14 protein-coding genes, 2 pseudogenes and 1 riboswitch are annotated in these 15,849 nt (G+C 54.4%); of the genes and pseudogenes, 5 read left to right on the top strand and 11 right to left on the bottom strand.

Annotated elements, in window-relative coordinates; all coding sequences use genetic code 11:
* The first annotated feature begins 183 nt into the window (after nucleotides 1–183).
* Nucleotides 184–1,545 (top strand): annotated as a pseudogene (locus IEX10_RS15610) (ISNCY family transposase).
* Nucleotides 1,546–1,557: 12 nt separating this feature from the next.
* On the opposite strand, the gene IEX10_RS15605 reads toward IEX10_RS15610, so the two are convergent.
* A complete protein-coding gene (locus IEX10_RS15605; RefSeq protein ID WP_188677342.1) occupies nucleotides 1,558–1,983 on the bottom strand; it encodes a hypothetical protein in 426 nt (141 codons plus the stop codon).
* 301 nt (nucleotides 1,984–2,284) lie between these two features.
* Here IEX10_RS15605 and IEX10_RS15600 point away from each other — a divergent pair, with 301 nt between their 5' ends.
* The 3 genes and pseudogenes from IEX10_RS15600 to IEX10_RS15590 all read left to right on the top strand — a co-directional run.
* Entirely contained in the window at nucleotides 2,285–2,713 is a 429-nt protein-coding gene (locus IEX10_RS15600) for a hypothetical protein (protein WP_188677340.1), read from the top strand.
* A 197-nt stretch (nucleotides 2,714–2,910) separates the two neighbouring features.
* Nucleotides 2,911–4,098 (top strand): ABC transporter ATP-binding protein, encoded by a 1,188-nt coding sequence (locus IEX10_RS15595; RefSeq protein ID WP_188677337.1) that lies wholly within the window; start codon nucleotides 2,911–2,913, stop codon nucleotides 4,096–4,098.
* Nucleotides 4,099–4,268: 170 nt separating this feature from the next.
* A pseudogene (locus IEX10_RS15590) lies at nucleotides 4,269–4,577 on the top strand (GTP-binding protein); the annotation flags it as partial.
* Nucleotides 4,578–4,683: 106 nt separating this feature from the next.
* On the opposite strand, the gene IEX10_RS15585 reads toward IEX10_RS15590, so the two are convergent.
* The 6 genes from IEX10_RS15585 to IEX10_RS15560 all read right to left on the bottom strand — a co-directional run bounded on the left by IEX10_RS15585 (nucleotide 4,684) and on the right by IEX10_RS15560 (nucleotide 11,045).
* The gene (locus IEX10_RS15585; RefSeq protein ID WP_188677413.1) at nucleotides 4,684–5,718 is read right to left on the bottom strand and encodes a FecCD family ABC transporter permease; all 1,035 of its coding nucleotides are present in this window, start codon (nucleotides 5,716–5,718) and stop codon (nucleotides 4,684–4,686) included.
* Between the two features lie 27 nt (nucleotides 5,719–5,745).
* Nucleotides 5,746–6,681 (bottom strand): ABC transporter substrate-binding protein, encoded by a 936-nt coding sequence (locus tag IEX10_RS15580; protein WP_188677334.1) that lies wholly within the window; start codon nucleotides 6,679–6,681, stop codon nucleotides 5,746–5,748.
* 14 nt (nucleotides 6,682–6,695) lie between these two features.
* On the bottom strand, nucleotides 6,696–7,478 hold the full coding sequence (locus tag IEX10_RS15575) for an ABC transporter ATP-binding protein (protein WP_188677410.1): 783 nt from the start codon (nucleotides 7,476–7,478) through the stop codon (nucleotides 6,696–6,698).
* Between the two features lie 147 nt (nucleotides 7,479–7,625).
* A riboswitch (cobalamin riboswitch) is annotated at nucleotides 7,626–7,844 on the bottom strand.
* A 119-nt stretch (nucleotides 7,845–7,963) separates the two neighbouring features.
* Nucleotides 7,964–9,274, bottom strand: a complete 1,311-nt coding sequence (locus tag IEX10_RS15570; RefSeq protein ID WP_188677330.1) for a TRAP transporter large permease — start codon at nucleotides 9,272–9,274, stop codon at nucleotides 7,964–7,966.
* Complete coding sequence (locus IEX10_RS15565; RefSeq protein WP_188677327.1) at nucleotides 9,267–9,818, bottom strand: TRAP transporter small permease; 552 nt, start codon at nucleotides 9,816–9,818, stop codon at nucleotides 9,267–9,269. The genes IEX10_RS15570 and IEX10_RS15565 overlap by 8 nt, the downstream gene beginning before the upstream one ends.
* 66 nt (nucleotides 9,819–9,884) lie before the next feature.
* The gene (locus tag IEX10_RS15560; RefSeq protein WP_229678583.1) at nucleotides 9,885–11,045 is read right to left on the bottom strand and encodes a C4-dicarboxylate TRAP transporter substrate-binding protein; all 1,161 of its coding nucleotides are present in this window, start codon (nucleotides 11,043–11,045) and stop codon (nucleotides 9,885–9,887) included.
* A gap of 300 nt (nucleotides 11,046–11,345) precedes the next feature.
* Here IEX10_RS15560 and IEX10_RS15555 point away from each other — a divergent pair, with 300 nt between their 5' ends.
* Nucleotides 11,346–11,978 (top strand): TetR/AcrR family transcriptional regulator, encoded by a 633-nt coding sequence (locus tag IEX10_RS15555; RefSeq protein ID WP_188677324.1) that lies wholly within the window; start codon nucleotides 11,346–11,348, stop codon nucleotides 11,976–11,978.
* Nucleotides 11,979–11,994: 16 nt separating this feature from the next.
* Here IEX10_RS15555 and IEX10_RS15550 read toward each other — a convergent pair whose 3' ends face one another.
* From IEX10_RS15550 to IEX10_RS15535, 4 genes are all read right to left on the bottom strand, one after another.
* Nucleotides 11,995–12,852, bottom strand: coding sequence for a metal ABC transporter permease (locus tag IEX10_RS15550; protein WP_188677321.1), 858 nt, complete (start codon nucleotides 12,850–12,852; stop codon nucleotides 11,995–11,997).
* On the bottom strand, nucleotides 12,849–13,733 hold the full coding sequence (locus IEX10_RS15545) for a metal ABC transporter permease (protein ID WP_188677320.1): 885 nt from the start codon (nucleotides 13,731–13,733) through the stop codon (nucleotides 12,849–12,851). The genes IEX10_RS15550 and IEX10_RS15545 overlap by 4 nt, the downstream gene beginning before the upstream one ends.
* Nucleotides 13,733–14,626: a manganese/iron ABC transporter ATP-binding protein gene (locus tag IEX10_RS15540; protein ID WP_229678582.1), complete on the bottom strand. Its 894-nt coding sequence runs from the start codon at nucleotides 14,624–14,626 to the stop codon at nucleotides 13,733–13,735. Before IEX10_RS15540 ends, IEX10_RS15545 begins: the two co-directional genes overlap by 1 nt.
* 90 nt (nucleotides 14,627–14,716) lie before the next feature.
* On the bottom strand, nucleotides 14,717–15,619 hold the full coding sequence (locus IEX10_RS15535; RefSeq protein WP_188677317.1) for a metal ABC transporter substrate-binding protein: 903 nt from the start codon (nucleotides 15,617–15,619) through the stop codon (nucleotides 14,717–14,719).
* Between the last annotated feature and the right edge of the window lie 230 nt (nucleotides 15,620–15,849).

Genomic DNA, 15,849 nt, shown 5'->3' with positions numbered 1-15,849 from the left:
GGCTATCGAACGCCAGCTGAGGCCTTCAGAGATGAGCTGATGAAATTGGAGCGAAGATGAAGTATCCTGCCCACGCAAACCGATGCAATCGGAATGGAACTCACAGCGACAAAGCTAAAATGTCACCCATGAGCAATTCAGGAATGTCACTCTCCCCGCAAAAGACTGCGAGGGAGAACGGGCATGGGATGGGTGATGATGAGCGAACGGGATTTGAACCGTATCGAAGTATTGGCGCAGATTGATGACGGATGGTTGAGCGTCCAGAATGGCGCGAACATGTTGGACGTCACCAAGCGGCAGATGTTCCGCTTGTTGAAGACGTACCGGACAGACGGCGCTGCTGCGATCCGGCACAAAGCGCGTGGCAAAACCCCGAACAACCAAATTCACAAAGCCAAGCGTGACTATGCGATGGCTTTGGTCAAAGAGCTGTATCCGGATTTCGGCCCGACATTGGCGGTTGAGATGCTGGCGGAACATCACGGGTTCAAGGTATCGCGCGAGACGTTACGCAAGTGGATGCAGGAAGATGGCATCTGGTTATCGCGCAAACAGCGGCGCACATTTCACCAGCCCAGACTACGCCGAGAGTGCTTTGGCGAGTTGATCCAGATCGACGGATCAGATCATCGTTGGTTCGAGGATCGCGGCGATCCCTGCACTCTGCTCGTTTTCATCGACGACGCGACCAGCACGCTAATGGAACTGCGGTTTGTGAAGTCGGAAAGCACGTTCAGCTATTTCGATGCCTTGGAGCGATATCTGCTGAGGCACGGCCGCCCCATAGCCTTCTACAGCGACAAACACTCGGTGTTTCGGGTCGCGAGGCCCAATCAACATATGACAGGCATGACGCAGTTCGGGCTTGCACTGGCAGAGCTGAACGTTGAGATTATTTGCGCCAATTCCAGCCAAGCCAAGGGCCGTGTGGAACGTGCCAATCGCACATTGCAGGATCGGCTGGTGAAGGAACTACGCCTTGCTGGCATTTCGAACATGGAAGACGGCAATGCATTTCTTGCTGGCTTCACTGAGCGCTACAACGGCAAGTTTGCAAAGGCTCCGGCAAAGCCAGACAACCTGCATCGCGCCTTGAACATCGAACCAGACAGGCTTGCAGAGGTGTTTTGCCTGCGCGACAAACGTTAAGTCACCAAGGATTTGACGCTTAAATACAACCGCAAGCGCATCCGATTGGAGGTTAACGATCTAACGCGCGGTTTGGTCGGCAAGTACGTCGATACCTACGAGTTCCCAGATGGGCGCATCCAAGTCCGCGCAAAGGGCGTTCCCCTACCCTGCAGTATCTTCGATCCGCACCAGCAACGGGTCACGCACGCTGCAATCATCGAGAACAAACACCTGAGCGCGGTCTTGGCCTATATCAAGGAAGAGCAGGAGCAGGCCGCACCACCACCAAAGGTCAAACCCGAGAGCGCAAGGAACGGCTATAAGAAGACTGGGCGACGGCCCCCTGGACGACCTTCAAAGATGGAAGCTTACTACGAGCGCAGACGCGCGGAGCGTGCGGCGGAGAGCTGATGAACGTTGGCCTTATGATGCTGAGTAAATGACGCGGAGCAGCCTCTCGCCTTCTTGGTCATATTTCACCCTTGCCCAAAGACCAATAAGCGCCTCTTCATCAGATACCTGTCTTCGATACTCTGTGCATTTCCTGACCCCGCCATCTTCAAGGGGTTCGTCCAACAGCGTCCGCTTCGGTGTAAAATCAGAGAACTTCAGGTACATATAAACGAACGCCATCAGCTGGCGTTTTTCCAATGAAGACAGGTATTCTTCGATCTTGAACGAAGCAGATTGAACGGCGTCAAAGCTGCTTTCGCGCGCCGCGCGCTCAAGATCAACGAACAAAGAAAATAGCTTTTGGTCTGTTAAGGTCAGCAGACCGTCAGGCGTCTTATCAACACCGTGGGTAATGAGCTTGTCTTTAACGAATTGGTAAATCGATTCTTCAGTCATAGGCGCAATCTACATCCGCGCCACCATTCCTGCAAAATCGATTGTAAGCCATCACCCGCAAGGCTTATCAACCCTGCAATATTTGAGGTCTCCGGGCTGCTAAGCCTTGCTACCGTCATCGCTCTTGGTGACATTCCTGCTTTGCACAACCAGTGACATTTCTACTTGGTTGCAACAAGTATGTTTAAGGGACACCGAACCAGCACCATCCTTTAAATCACGCTCAAACGGGCTTCATGGGATCACGGCTCTCACACTTCCGTGACTTGACCGCTAAATTGAATCCGGTCTAGTGGAACCTATGAATCGACTGCGCGCTAATGACAAAAATAAAGGTTTGGCCGGAACCATCGCCCTGTTACTTGCAGTGTTGTTGTTTTCGCCACTGACTGCCTATGCGAGTATGAATCACTTGGCATTTTTGTCCGAACACCAGATTATGGACACATCAGACAGTCTGTTCGAAAGCCAAGGGTCATCATGTTACACTGTGTTCGACCGCACCGAGGATGATAGGCACGGCGCAAAAGCTTGCGAAACAGACCTTGATGACACAGCAAGCTCTCACGGTTCAGGGGCGATTTGTTGCTCAATGATGTGTATCTCAACGATTGTGATGGACGCCGCCCTGACCCGCGACGGGGCCTTTGCAGATAACCATCTTTCCTTGCCAGTGTTCCAACTGGCCTCAACGGATGTTTCCGGCTTTTTAAGGCCTCCCAACCTGTAGTTCGACAAGACCACACCCGCTGGGTGCCTGCCGCTGTGTGTCTCGACGCAATGTCCTGATCCGCAGCACTCCTTGCCGTGCATTTTGGGATAACCTCATGATTTTTATGAATATTTCAGTAGAGCATCCTCGTCCTCCCGGGATCGGAGCAACCAGCCTTAGGGCCCTCCCTGATCCTTTAGTGGACTGCAAAGCCGATGCTTGAGCTGTACCATCTGCTAATCCACCGGCTTTCCCACACGTTGGGTCACCAATACAACGACGGTGCGCCAGACTGGTTGCATCCGGTCTTGCATGTGGTGTTGTTCTACGCCCCGCTGCTGTTGTTGTGTGTGCTTTGTTATTGGATGATCAAACGCATCCAAAGGAGATCCCGCGCCCGTAAAATTATTCACCCCACTTCGCCGTCTGAACCAATTCCGGGCATGGACCGGAACCTGTTTCGCTTCGTTTTTCGCGCCTCTAAAGGGCAGCAGATTATTCTGCTTCTGACGAGCCTGCTGGCTATGCCGATCCTCTACAGCACACTGGAGCTGCCAAAACAGATCATTAACATCGCGCTCGACGCAGACCAATTTCCCACGAAAGTAATGGAGTATGAACTGACACAAATCCAGTTGCTCGGAATGCTCTGCGGTCTTTACCTTATCGCGATCCTTTTGAACGGTATGCATAAATACTGGTTGAATGTCTTTAAGGGCCGCGTGGCCGAGCGTTTCCTCCGCCGCCTGCGCCTGCTGATTTACCGCCGTTGGCGCAGTCCCAAAACAAACACGAAAGGCACCGATATTATTCCGATCATGGTGCAAGAGGTTGAACCGATTGGCGGGTTTGCCGCTGATATTCTAACCCTTCCTGTGTTTCAGGGGGGCACATTGCTGACGATTATGTTGTTTATGTTTGTGCAAGAACCGATGCTCGGTCTGGCGGCAATCGCGATCCTTCCTGTGCAACTTATCCTGCTGCCAAAGTTGCAACGAAAGCTGAATAAACTGGCTCGGCGTCGCATCCATGAGGTGCGCATCCTAGGTTCTGAACTTGGTCAGCAAACAGAAAGCGCGACCAACCGGAATTGCACGACCAAACCCGTAATCAAGAGCCTGCGCCGGATTGAATCTGTTCGTCAGGATATTCACCGAATGAAATTCTTCATCAAAGTCTTGAACAATTTCCTAACCGCCCTGACCCCGTTCTTCTTTTATGCCCTTGGCGGTTACTTCGTCATCGAAGGCCGCATAACGCTTGGCGCGCTAGTGGCGGTGCTGGCGGCACATAAAGAATTTTCCGCCCCCCTAAAAGAGCTATTCCGCTACTACCAGTCCCTCGAAGACGTCCGCATCCGTTACCGCGAAGTGTTCCGCTATTTCGCTACGGGACGCGTGTGACTGGAGAGCCATCATCGTACAGACACCGTTGCAGTTTAGATCCGCGCCCAAAGCGGCAATCGCATGGGCTGGCCGCGCGCGATCCACGGCTGGAGCGGTTCGACACCTTGTTGATCGAGTCTACCGGCATATCGGAGCCGCTGCCCGTGGCTGCCACTTTCGAATTCCGCGACACCGGACTGTTCCATTTTGAGAAAGCCCATGACCATCCAATGTGGGCCAAGGAGCTTTACGGTTTTGCTGACCATACTCGGGAAACTGAAGAATACGGTGTTGCCTCTTTCGTCTACCGCGCGCGCCAACCCTTTGTACCAGAAGCGATCCACGCAGTTTTGAACGGTCCGATGCCGGGGGTAATTCGTGCGAAAGGCCACTTCTGGCTCGCGACACGGCCCGATTGGGTGGCAGAGTTCAGCCAGCACTGGATCGGACCTTGGGGCGATCGACGGCAAGAAATCGTGTTCATTGGCGCCGGCATTGGATGAGTGCCTTACACTGTGACGGTTGTCGGCGGCAGCGGGATGAACCACTAAACCAAAACCGGCGCATCTGCTTCAGGTTAGTCGGTGATTATAAAGCATCGGTTCACCTTATCCGCTGCCGCAATAACCACACGAAAAACACGCCACCGATCAGGCCGGTCACGATGCCGATTGGCATGTCATCGGGTGCCATAACGGTTCGCGCGATGACATCCGCCCAAACCAGAAAAACCGCGCCGCAAAGGGCCGAAAGCGGAAGCAGACGGCTGTAATCCCCGCCCACCAGAAGGCGCACGATATGGGGGATCATCAGGCCAACAAATCCGATGATACCGGAAAAAGCGACCATCACGCCGGTGATCATTGCACCGATCACAAAGACGCTAAGCCGGAAACGTGCAACCGGTATGCCAAGTGTAGTTGCTGTCTCGTCACCCACAGTCATCGCGTTCAGCGTAGCGGATTTCAGTTGCAGGTATGTCCCCGCAAAGAGCAGAACCACAGCCGGATACAACAGCTGGTCCCAACGGGCCAGACCAAGCCCCCCCAACATCCAGAACACGACCGTATGTGTCGCACGGGGGTCCCCCAGAAAGATCAGGACATTCGCCGCTGACATCACCACAAAGGACACAGCAACGCCTGCCAGAACCAACCGGTCCGCGCTGGTAGCCGATGCAAACTGCGAAACGGCAAGCACCAACAGCGTTGCCCCGAGTGATCCCAGAAATGCCAGAAGTGGCACAGTCAAAAGCCCGACAAACAACCCCGTGTGCAACAGTGCAAGAATTGCGCCGCAGGCCCCTCCGGCCGAAATCCCCAGAAGATGGGGGTCGGCCAGAGGATTGCGCGTGACCGCCTGAAGGCTCGCCCCCACCATCGCCAGCCCAGCACCGACCAAACATGCTAGAATTGCGCGGGGCAGACGAATGTCCCAGACGATAGCTTCCCGTCCCTTGGACCAATCCACAGAAATAGTGTCCGGCGCGATTTTGTTGATCAGAATGCCCCAGACGGCTTCAAACGGAACAGCGATAGCCCCTACGCTGACAGCAATCGCCAAAGACCCAAGAAGGATCGCGAAACCCAAGAGCCCCGTAATCCAGAACCCCACAGAGGTTCTAGCGCGCGGCGTCATCGGTTGGTAAGGAGCACCCATAGCGCGTTACTCGTCCCGCAAAGCAGCGGCGAGGGTTTTGACGGCCTCAATGTTGCGCGGTCCTGGGGTTGCTTCGACATACTCCAGCACAACAAAGCGATCGTTCCGCACTGCATCAATCTCGGCAAAGGCAGGGTTGCCCGTCAGAAATGCCCGCTTCTGATCCGCCGTAACCTCTCCATAATTTACAATCACGATCACTTCGGGATTGCGTTCCACTACCGCTTCCCAACCAACCGTGGCCCAGCTCTTTTCAAAATCGTCCATGATGTTGATGCCTCCCGCCGCCTCTATCAGCGCATTTGGCATGGCATAGCGGCCCGCAGTGAACGGTACATCTTCGCCGCTGTCATAAACAAATACCCGCGGTGGCACGTCCAGTGCGTCCTGATCTGCAAGGAAGGTTTCCAGTTCCGCCTGATAGCCTGCAATCAATTTTTCCGCCCGCTCCGAAACGCCAAAGATCGCTCCGAGATTACGTAAATCGGTGTACATATCCTCCATCGAGGCGGCGTCTTTATCGCCGATATGAATACAGCTTTCGGTAAGTTCATAAACATCGATACCAAAAGGGGCCAAGGTTTCTGGCGTTACCTCTCCGCCGACCTTCATTCCGTAGTTCCAGCCAGCAAAGAAAAAATCGGCGTCCGCCCCGATCAGCACCTCTTTGGACGGGTATTTCGCTGATAATTCCGGCAATGCCTCAATTCCCGCTGTCATATCTTCATCCAGCGTTTTCCAGCCTGATATGCCGGTATACCCGACCATAGAATCCGCGAGGCCCAGCACCAACATCATCTCGGTCAGGTTCACATCGTTGGAAATAGCCGCCTTGGGCGGTACGGCGAAAGTCACCTGACGATCACAGCTTTGAACCGTGGTTTGCGCCGATGCAATGCCGGCACAGAACAGGGCGAGGGTTGTTGTAAAAACGAATTTCATGGATCAGCTCCGCTTCAATGTGGAAGGGTAAAAGAAAAATGGGGCGTGCCGCTTGGGACCAGCTGTTCGCGCCGTGCATCGACGCGGAATGTGTCCGAAACGAGCCGATCTGTCAGAAGCGCCTGAGGCGGGCCAAATCCTTGGGGATGCCCGTCCCTGAGCACCAAAACATCGTCGCACAAGCCATTCGCCATATTCAGATCGTGCAAAGAAACCACAATGGTCAGACCCAAACTGCGGATCAACGAGACGACCTCTAGCTGGTGGCGCACGTCAAGATGGTTGGTTGGCTCGTCAAGGATCAGAACTTGGGGTTCCTGCGCCAACGCCCGTGCCACCATGACGCGCTGTCTCTCACCGCCGGACAGAGTACGAAAATCACGATCCGCCAGAGCCTGAAGGTTCAATGAACTTAGGACCCGCTCAACGACTTGCGCGTCACCAACCCGCCCCGTCGCAAAGCCCGATCTGTGCGGGGTTCTGCCCAATTCTATGATTTCGCGCACTGTCAGGCCAAAGGCCGAGGCTTGTTCTTGCAACACCGCCGCGATCCGTTTTGCAGCGGCCCGCGCGTTCATGGACCAGATGTCCTGCCCGTCCACCATCACCTGTCCACTATGGGGTTTGTGAAACCGGTAGAGCAGCCGCAGCAGTGTAGATTTGCCGGCACCGTTCGGACCAACGACGCCCAACACCCGTCCGGCGCAGACACGAAAGCTGGTTGGATGCAGGATCGGTTGTGTCGATTTGTGCGGCGCCCAACTTGCGCCAATGACCTCAAGTTCGGCGGCCTTCATACTGCACGGATACATTTAACGTCCATATCGCCCTCCGCGATTTTGCAGAGCGCATTGGACAGACATGAATTTGAAAGCGGGAAAACCCGAGATTTCATCATGATCTCCCAAGCAGACGCCCCGTCTGGTTAGAATTGCAATGTCGGCGCAAAAGCACCGTTGATGGCAGGTCTCCTGACTTGCGGATCAGCGTTTTCCCGAACCTTCCCAAGCCGCGATCGGCTCAGTGGTATAACTCGGGGCACTCACCGCTTACAGTTGCGGGGGCAGTTACGGATTTGGCGCTGTTCAGCTCTTCCTCACCGTATTCCCTTTTCATCCAAGACACATATTCGGTGTCTCGAAACCATCTTGTTTACGTTTGCGCCATTCCGCTGTGAAGGTCAATCCGTCCGCACTGAAACCGGCGCACTTAGTCCGAAGCAAAAAACCCGCCCCTTTTCAGGGCGGGTTTGAAATTCGATTGGCGAAGGATCAGCGAAGCCCTAACCCGCCCATTTTGGCAGAAACAATACGATGTCCGGCACAGCGATCAGCAGGGCCACAATCAACAGATCCACAACCACAAACCAGAACACGCCGCGGAAGATTGTCGTAAGAGAAGCAACCTTCCCCACAACACCTTTGATGACAAACACGTTCATTCCCATCGGCGGAGTGATCATGCCGATCTCTAGCAGTTTAACCAGAACAACACCGAACCACAGCAGGCTGAAACCGGTCTCGTCAACGATCGGCAACATGATGGGCAGTGTCAGCAGCATCGCACCCACTGGTTCCAGCATCATGCCAAGGATCAGGTAGACGATAACGATCCCGAACATGATGAACACGGGGGAAACCCCGAATGACAGGACCGAAGATGACAGCGCATCGCCAATACCTGACAGCGCAAGGAAACGTGTCAGCAGGCTCGCCCCGACTGCAATGATAAGCAAAGCAGCCGTTGTGGTGATCGTTTCAACCAGCGCCATGCGCAGCGCTTTGAAGGTCAGCGTCCGGTACAGTGCTGCAACCATCATCGACAAAATCGCACCAATGGCACCCGCTTCGGTCGGGGTGAACGCCCCCCCGAACAGGCCCGCGAAGACACCGATCACGATCAACAACACCGGCCAAGTCTGACCCAATGCTCTGATCTTTTCTGCCCGCGTGGCTTTGTTGCCGTGAACCGCTGGCGCAAGGCTCGGGTTCAGTTTAACGCGGATCACGATCAACAGCACATAGGCGATCAAAGTGATCGTGCCCACCGCAAGGCCACCCAGAAACAATTGGCTGACAGACTGGCGAGAGATAATACCATAAAGGATCATCAGAATGGACGGCGGGATCAACGCCCCGATGGTGCCCGCAGCAGCCACCGTTCCGGTCGCAAGTTCCGCGCTATAGCGGTTGCGCATCATTTCAGGGACGGCAATTTTGCCCATTGCGGCAGAACAAGCGACGGATGAACCGGTAACGGCGGCAAAGCCCGCGCACCCAAAGACAGACGCAATGGCCAGCCCGCCCGGCAATCCTGAAAGCCAGATTTGCGCCGCGTTGAACAAACCTTGGGTCAGGCGTGTATGATAGCAGATGAAGCCCATCAACAGGAAAGCAGGGATCGAGCTGAGCACCCAACTGTTGGCGAAGTTATAAGGCACAATGCCAAGCGATCCCCAAGCGATGTTCCAGTTGAACATCGACCACAGCCCACAAAAGGAGACCGCGATCAGGGAAACCCCGATCGGGATACGCATCATAATCAGGAAGAACAACGCGCCGATAAAAAGTCCGGCAATTTCAAAGTCAGACATTCTCGTTTTCTTCCGTCAGATAGGGGTCTTCAACAACAAATCCGCTTAGTCCGCTTTCCTTTCCGGTGATCATCGCAATGGCTTTCCACGCGGACACAAGCGACATCAGGCCAAAGCCGAGCGGCAACGAAAGATACGTCGGCCAAGTAATAACCTTGCCGCCGGACTCTATCGAATAGGCCCCTGTAAGATACTTAGCCCAAGCCTCTTGCCCGGTCCGCACAGCTACTGCAGCGGTCACAAACGCGGTGATTAGGGTGGCGATAAACAGCAGGATGGATTGCAGTTTGTCGGGGAAGTTTTCAACAAGAAGTTCCACAGCGATATGGCCGTTATGTTCTTCAACCGTCCCAAGGGGCAGGAAGGCGACTGCCACCATATAAAAGGCAGACACATAAAGGATTGTCGAATCCATCGGTTGTTCGAAAACATAGCGCATGGTGACATCTGCCGATACGTGAACCACCATAAAAATGACGAGAATACCAGCAATGCTGGAGGCCGAAAGGTTGGCCCAAGATATAATTTTGCCGATGGGTTTCATGGCGGGACCCTTAATTTACGGAAAGCAGGGAAACGGGGCACCGCTGAACGGTGCCCCGTGTGAGATTTACTGACCGTAAGTCTCGGCGTCGATTTTGGAAATCACCTGATCCCAGTACAGCTGTTGCAACTGTTCTTTGGTTTCAACGTCCGCAACCAGACCATACCATTTTTCCAGCAGTGGTGGGAAGTCTGCGGCAATCTCTTCTGCGCGCGCAACACCGTAGGAATCTTTGAACAGGGCGGACACTGTGGCCAGATCCTTGTTAACGAATTCCTTCACAGCCGCAGTCAGCTCCGGCTCTGGCTGGTAAATATTGATGCCATTTTCTTCAGCATGTTTGATCGCATTCGCGTCATCGCTGTAAAAACCCCAAGTCACACCAGCCGTAATGTGGCTACCGCCCCAAAGCAGCGCCTTGCGGTCTTCGGTGCTCATGGCTTTCCAGCGGTCCGCATTGATATTGGCCGAAGCAACACCGGCAAAAGCACCCCCTGGCACTCCAAGCGTGATGTCGGTGACAACTTCATGCAGGTTATAATTGGTCAGCTCCGGTGCGCTCAGCATGGCGCAATCGAGGATGCCCTGATCCAGTGCTTCATAGACTTCGTTCACCGGCAGTCGAACACCCTGCGCACCGAATTCCTCGGCAAACCGGACAAAACCCGCACCGCCTGCTCTCAGGCGCTTGCCTTTAAGGTCCTCAACGGACGTGACTTTTACGTCTTTACACAGAAGGTTATACAGCGGGGTCACACCGCCAGCGGTATAGACCTGATTTTGCGCTTCAAATTCTGCCATACATTCAGGGCAGTCGTTAAAGGTGTACTCCAGCATCGCGCCGGTGAAAGCCAAAGGCTCTTTCCCGTTGGGATTATCTGCCAGATTGATCAGCAAGTTCATTTCGTGCAGGAACAAGTTCGTGCTGTATTCAGCGGCGTAATATGGCGTCAGAACGAAGCCGGCATCGGCCAGACCGTCCCGCACACCGGGGCTTGTTTCCGGCAGGCTCAGAAGGGACATCGGAAAGCCTTTAAGCTTTACGTTCCCACCGGTTTTTTCGGCTACAGCCTCGGCGTATTCGTCAACAGCAACCCCGATTGCGGAAGTATTTGGATACCCGTAGGCAAAATTCAGTCGCTCCTGCGCTGCCAGTGGTGTCGCAACTGTTAGAACCGCCCCAAGTGCGGCGCCAGTCAGTGTTTTCAAATTCATAGTGCGCGTCATATTTGCTCCTCCCGAGCGATAATTCGTTAAAAATGTTTGCGAGGCAAAAGGGTATCCATCCGATCAAACGGATCAAAAAGCCCCCTAGCGCCTTTGACGAATCCCTCCCTAGGGACCTCCCGCAAAAACATTCCCGTCAGTATGTTCATACACCAATTTGCGCCCGTGAGTGTCAAGCCACTTCAATCGCCCGTTGCTTGACTTCCGTAACGTCAGACTTGCAAGGTCGTGTAAAGGGACCGTCTCTGGTGCCTATAAACTTGCCAATGCCGTTGCTTAGACACTTACGTCGGAAACCCTATGGACGAACAAAGCACCAAATTAACCAAGCGTCAGCTTGAAAGCCGCCGGCAGATTATCGAGGCCGCCGCGGTCTGCTTCATGAAATACGGGCTGGAAAAGGCCACGATGGACCATATGGCCGCAGAGCTTGGCGCGACGAAAGGGCGGGTTTACCACCACTTCCGCTCCAAGGACGAAATCTTCTTTGCGGTCTACCGTCAAGCGATGCAATTCTGTTTCGATGCAGTACTGCCCATCGTCGACCAGCCCATGCCAGCCGACATGAAACTGCTGGAAATGGCCAAGGCGCACGGCTGGGTGATGATGGACACCCTACCCTTCCAGCGCAGTATCCGGCAGGGCGTGAACGTCTATTTGCACGGGCAGGCATCAAAAGAGGATCACGAAGTGCTGCGGGCCTTAATCGCAAGGCGTAACGATTACGAAGATCTGTACCGTGCCGTGTTACAACAGGGACAGGAAGACGGAACCTTATGCGTGCCGGATGTTGCGATTTCAGGGCGCGCGATCTTGGGCGCGTTGAACTCCCTTGTGGATTGGTACCGCCTTAGACCCGAACAAAATCGCGCGGATCAGGCACGGATTGTAGACACAATGGCAAACACCATCGTCAGAGGGTTGATGGCCTGAAGGGGTATCGTCTGCGTTAAACGCCCTGCCCGTCCTCTACACGTTGCAAGGACATGCGCCGTGTTAAAAGCTGGCGTCGCACAAACGCGATGATAAACAAAATGGTCATGATCAGGATAACCGTCGGCGCAGGTGCGCTGTCGAGGAAGAAGCTGGCATACGTTCCAAGCAGCATCGACGCCATACAGACGATCACAGATACCCAAAGCATCGTCGAGAACTTGCGAACGATCAGGAACGCAATCGCACCCGGCGCAATTAGTAGGCCAATCGCAAGGATCAATCCAGCCGCTGAAAGCGTTGCCACAATGGTCAGTGAAAGGGCGGCGAGCATACCATAGTGAAGCCAGTTCACCCAAAGCCCCGAAGCGCGCGCTTGTGCCGGATCAAAGCTGTGCAACAGCCAATCCTTCCACTTCAGCGTCAGGATCAACCCAACCCCAAGCGCGATGATCCCCGCAGTCCACAGCTCGTGTGTTTCCACACCCAGCATGTTGCCAAACAAAATATGATCAAGGTGGGCGTTGGTCTCAACCGAGACATAGAGCACGATGCCAAGCCCGAACATGCCCGAGAAAACCACTCCCATCAGTGTGTCCTGTTTGACCCGACTGTTGGTGGATAAATATCCGGTCGCAAGGGCGCAGGTCATACCGGCGGCAAACGCCCCGATGATCAGCGGAATGCCAAGGATATAAGCCAGCACAATTCCCGGCAGGACAGCATGACTGACCGCATCCCCCATCAATGCCCAACCCTTCATAACCAAAAAGCACGACAGCAGCGCAGTCGGCACCGATACGATCATAGAAATCAGAAAGGCGTTTTGCATGAACGGAAACTGAAAGGGCAGCAGAAGCGTTTCAACCGTCATCCTTTGAACTCCGCCGTCAGGGCCTCAGGGCCACGCTCCAGCGCCAGTCTGGCTTTGCGCTTTGCGGCCAGAAGCCCGTGTTTTGGCGCAAAGACAAACACCACAAGAAAGATCAGGGTTTGCAATGTCACGATTATTCCGCCGGTTGCCCCGTCGAGGAAATAACTGATGTAGGCGCCCAGAAAACTGGTGATTGAACCAATTGCGACCGAAACCAGTATCAGTCGCGGGAACCGGTCGCACAACAGATATGCGGTTGCTCCGGGTGTGACCACCAAAGCGATCACCAGAAACGCACCGACAGTTTGCATCGCGGCCACAACGCAGGCTGACAACAGGATGAAGAACACTGCTTTTAACAGACCGGGGCGCAACCCGATGGTGCGCGCGTGGCTTTCATCAAAAAACGTCACCATTAGGTCTTTCCACTTGGCCACCAAAACGGCAAGCGACACGAACCCGATGATCGCCAGTTGCAGTGTGTCCTCTGGTGTGATCGCCAGAATATTCCCCATAGTAATGGTCTGGATCGAAACGGACATCGGATTGACCGACACAACAAACAGGCCCAGCCCGAAAAATGACGTGAAAATCAAGCCGATAATCACATCAACCTTTAAGCCCGATCTTTCAGACAGGAACAACATTGCCCCCGCTGCAAGCCCGCCTGCGATGAAGGCACCCAGCGCAAATGGCAGGCCAAGGATATAGGCCCCCGCCACCCCCGGCACCACTGAATGGGACAGCGCATCCCCGATCAGGGACCACCCTTTCAGCATCAGATAGGCCGACAAAAACGCACAGACCCCGCCCACCAGCGCTGACACCCACATAGCGTTGGTCATATAGCCGTAGGAAAAGGGCTCTAACAGATACTCCATTATTTGCCCCGCTTCGTGCGCTGGGTTTTGTCGTCATATTGCACCAGCGGACGTTCATCATCGGTAAAGATGGTGACAGAGCGAATATCGTCGTCGTCATGCAGTGCCTCGCCCCCTAGGGTGAAGTGGCGCAGGACACCGCCAAAGGCCACTTCAAGGTTTTCGCGGGTGAAGGTTGTTTCGGTGCGCCCGTGGGCCAGAACCGTTCCTTTGACCAGCACGGTCCGGTCACAAAATTCCGGCACAGACCCGAGGTTATGGGTCGAAACCAGCATGACCCGCCCCTCATCACGCAATTCGCGCAGAAGTTGGATGATTTGCTCTTCCGTCTTCACATCCACTCCGGTGAAAGGCTCGTCCAAGAGGATCACCTGACCGTCTTGTGCCAGCGAGCGGGCGAGAAACACGCGCTTTCGTTGACCACCGGACAGCTCTCCGATCTGACGCTTTCTAAAGTCCTGCATGTTGACACGGGCCAAGGCCTGATCAACCGCAGCGTGGTCCGCTTTCTTGGGGCGCCGCAGGAAGCCCATATGGCCATAGCGGCCCATCATGACCACATCTTCCACCAAAACCGGAAAGGCCCAATCCACTTCTTCGGATTGCGGCACATAGGCGACAAGGTTTTTCGCAAGGGCCTCGCTTACGTCCAGCCCAAGAATCTTGATGCTGCCCCTAGCTGCGGGAACGAACCCCATGATAGCCTTGAACAGCGTTGATTTTCCTGCACCATTCACCCCCACAAGCGCCGTCACGGTGCCGCGGGGCACCTCAAAACTAGCATTCCACAGCGCTGTGTGTCCGTTCCGGTAGGTCACGGTCACGTCCTGCGCGCAAATGCCGGCAGGGGTTGTCCTGTCGTCCGGTTCAGTGGGAATTACGTCGTCGCGCATATCAATTCCTTTGGCGGGTCGTGCCGTCTTCGATTATTCCAAATAACCTGCGGTTGGGATGCCGCAGGTTTGGTCTGTTAGTATATAGGATCAATTCGTGGCCGCCGTTAGCCCTTCCGCTACGGTCCGCGCCGTCACGCTGAGCAGATCAAGATACGTCGGAACCGGACCGTCCGGTTCGCTCAGGCTGTCGACATATAGCACGCCGCCATATGCGGCACCGGTTTCACGGGCGACCTGTTTCGCCGGAGCCGTGTTCACAGTGCTTTCGCAAAACACCACCGGAATGTTATTGTCGCGCACGCCATCAATCACCTTGCGCACCTGTTGGGGCGTGCCCACCTGATCTGCGTTCATCGGCCAGAGATACATTTCTTCCAGTCCGAAATCTCGGGCCAGATAGCTGAAAGCCCCTTCGCACGTCACCAGCCAGCGACGATCCTCTGGAATAGCAGCAATAGCAGAGCGCAGCGGCTCTATGGTTGCGCGAAGCTTCTCTTTATAGGCTAGCGCATTGGCGGCATATAACTCGGCATTATCGGGATCATGGTCGACGAATGCCTCTAGGATGTTATCGATGTAGATGAGCGCACTGTCCAAACCCATCCACGCATGGGGGTTTGGCTTACCCTCATAGCTGCCGGACGAAATGGAAATCGGCTCTATTCCCCTTGTAAGCGTGGCAGCAGGAACGTTTTTCATATTAGAGAGGAACTGTTCGAACCAAAGTTCAAGATTCATCCCGTTCCACAAAATCAAATCCGCATCATAGGCGCGCACGATGTCTTGGGGTGTTGGTTCATACCCGTGAATTTCTGCGCCGGGTTTGGTAATCGAAACAACCTCAGCCGCCTCTCCCGCTACATTTGCGGCCATATCGGCGAGAACGGTGAAGGTCGTCACCACCTTCATTTTTTCATCAGCATACGCACCGGAAGCTGAAACAGCGACAACAGCCGCAAACCACGTCTTTTTTAAAAAGCGGGGAAGCATGGGGTTCTCCTGTAACCTAAATACATCTCCTGTAAATGCAAATCACTCGCAACTGTCAACTGCAAATGCGAACTACTCGCAAAAACCCGCCGTAGGAAATGATTTCATAGCGGTTCGCAACGCGCTGAGCGAGTTGATCGGGCCATAGCTGAAACCCCTTGATGGTATTTAAGATACCCCAACAGCCTCAAACAAACTTCCTCGGAGTAATTTTTCGCACCCCTACCCCG

This window comes from Neptunicoccus cionae (assembly GCF_014643735.1).
GTDB classification, from domain to species: Bacteria; Pseudomonadota; Alphaproteobacteria; order Rhodobacterales; family Rhodobacteraceae; genus Amylibacter; species Amylibacter cionae.
This window is presented reverse-complemented; position numbering and strand designations above follow the sequence as displayed.

Coding starts and splice junctions, on each gene's coding strand:
- IEX10_RS15570 (WP_188677330.1), bottom strand. CDS start 9,274: ATGTCTGACTTTGAAATTGCCGGACTTTTTATCGGCGCGTTGTTCTTC.
- IEX10_RS15565 (WP_188677327.1), bottom strand. CDS start 9,818: ATGAAACCCATCGGCAAAATTATATCTTGGGCCAACCTTTCGGCCTCC.
- IEX10_RS15580 (WP_188677334.1), bottom strand. CDS start 6,681: ATGAAATTCGTTTTTACAACAACCCTCGCCCTGTTCTGTGCCGGCATT.
- IEX10_RS15605 (WP_188677342.1), bottom strand. CDS start 1,983: ATGACTGAAGAATCGATTTACCAATTCGTTAAAGACAAGCTCATTACC.
- IEX10_RS15540 (WP_229678582.1), bottom strand. CDS start 14,626: ATGCGCGACGACGTAATTCCCACTGAACCGGACGACAGGACAACCCCT.
- IEX10_RS15555 (WP_188677324.1), top strand. CDS start 11,346: ATGGACGAACAAAGCACCAAATTAACCAAGCGTCAGCTTGAAAGCCGC.
- IEX10_RS15535 (WP_188677317.1), bottom strand. CDS start 15,619: ATGCTTCCCCGCTTTTTAAAAAAGACGTGGTTTGCGGCTGTTGTCGCT.
- IEX10_RS15550 (WP_188677321.1), bottom strand. CDS start 12,852: ATGACGGTTGAAACGCTTCTGCTGCCCTTTCAGTTTCCGTTCATGCAA.
- IEX10_RS15560 (WP_229678583.1), bottom strand. CDS start 11,045: ATGACGCGCACTATGAATTTGAAAACACTGACTGGCGCCGCACTTGGG.
- IEX10_RS15585 (WP_188677413.1), bottom strand. CDS start 5,718: ATGACGCCGCGCGCTAGAACCTCTGTGGGGTTCTGGATTACGGGGCTC.
- IEX10_RS15575 (WP_188677410.1), bottom strand. CDS start 7,478: ATGAAGGCCGCCGAACTTGAGGTCATTGGCGCAAGTTGGGCGCCGCAC.
- IEX10_RS15595 (WP_188677337.1), top strand. CDS start 2,911: ATGCTTGAGCTGTACCATCTGCTAATCCACCGGCTTTCCCACACGTTG.
- IEX10_RS15545 (WP_188677320.1), bottom strand. CDS start 13,733: ATGGAGTATCTGTTAGAGCCCTTTTCCTACGGCTATATGACCAACGCT.
- IEX10_RS15600 (WP_188677340.1), top strand. CDS start 2,285: ATGAATCGACTGCGCGCTAATGACAAAAATAAAGGTTTGGCCGGAACC.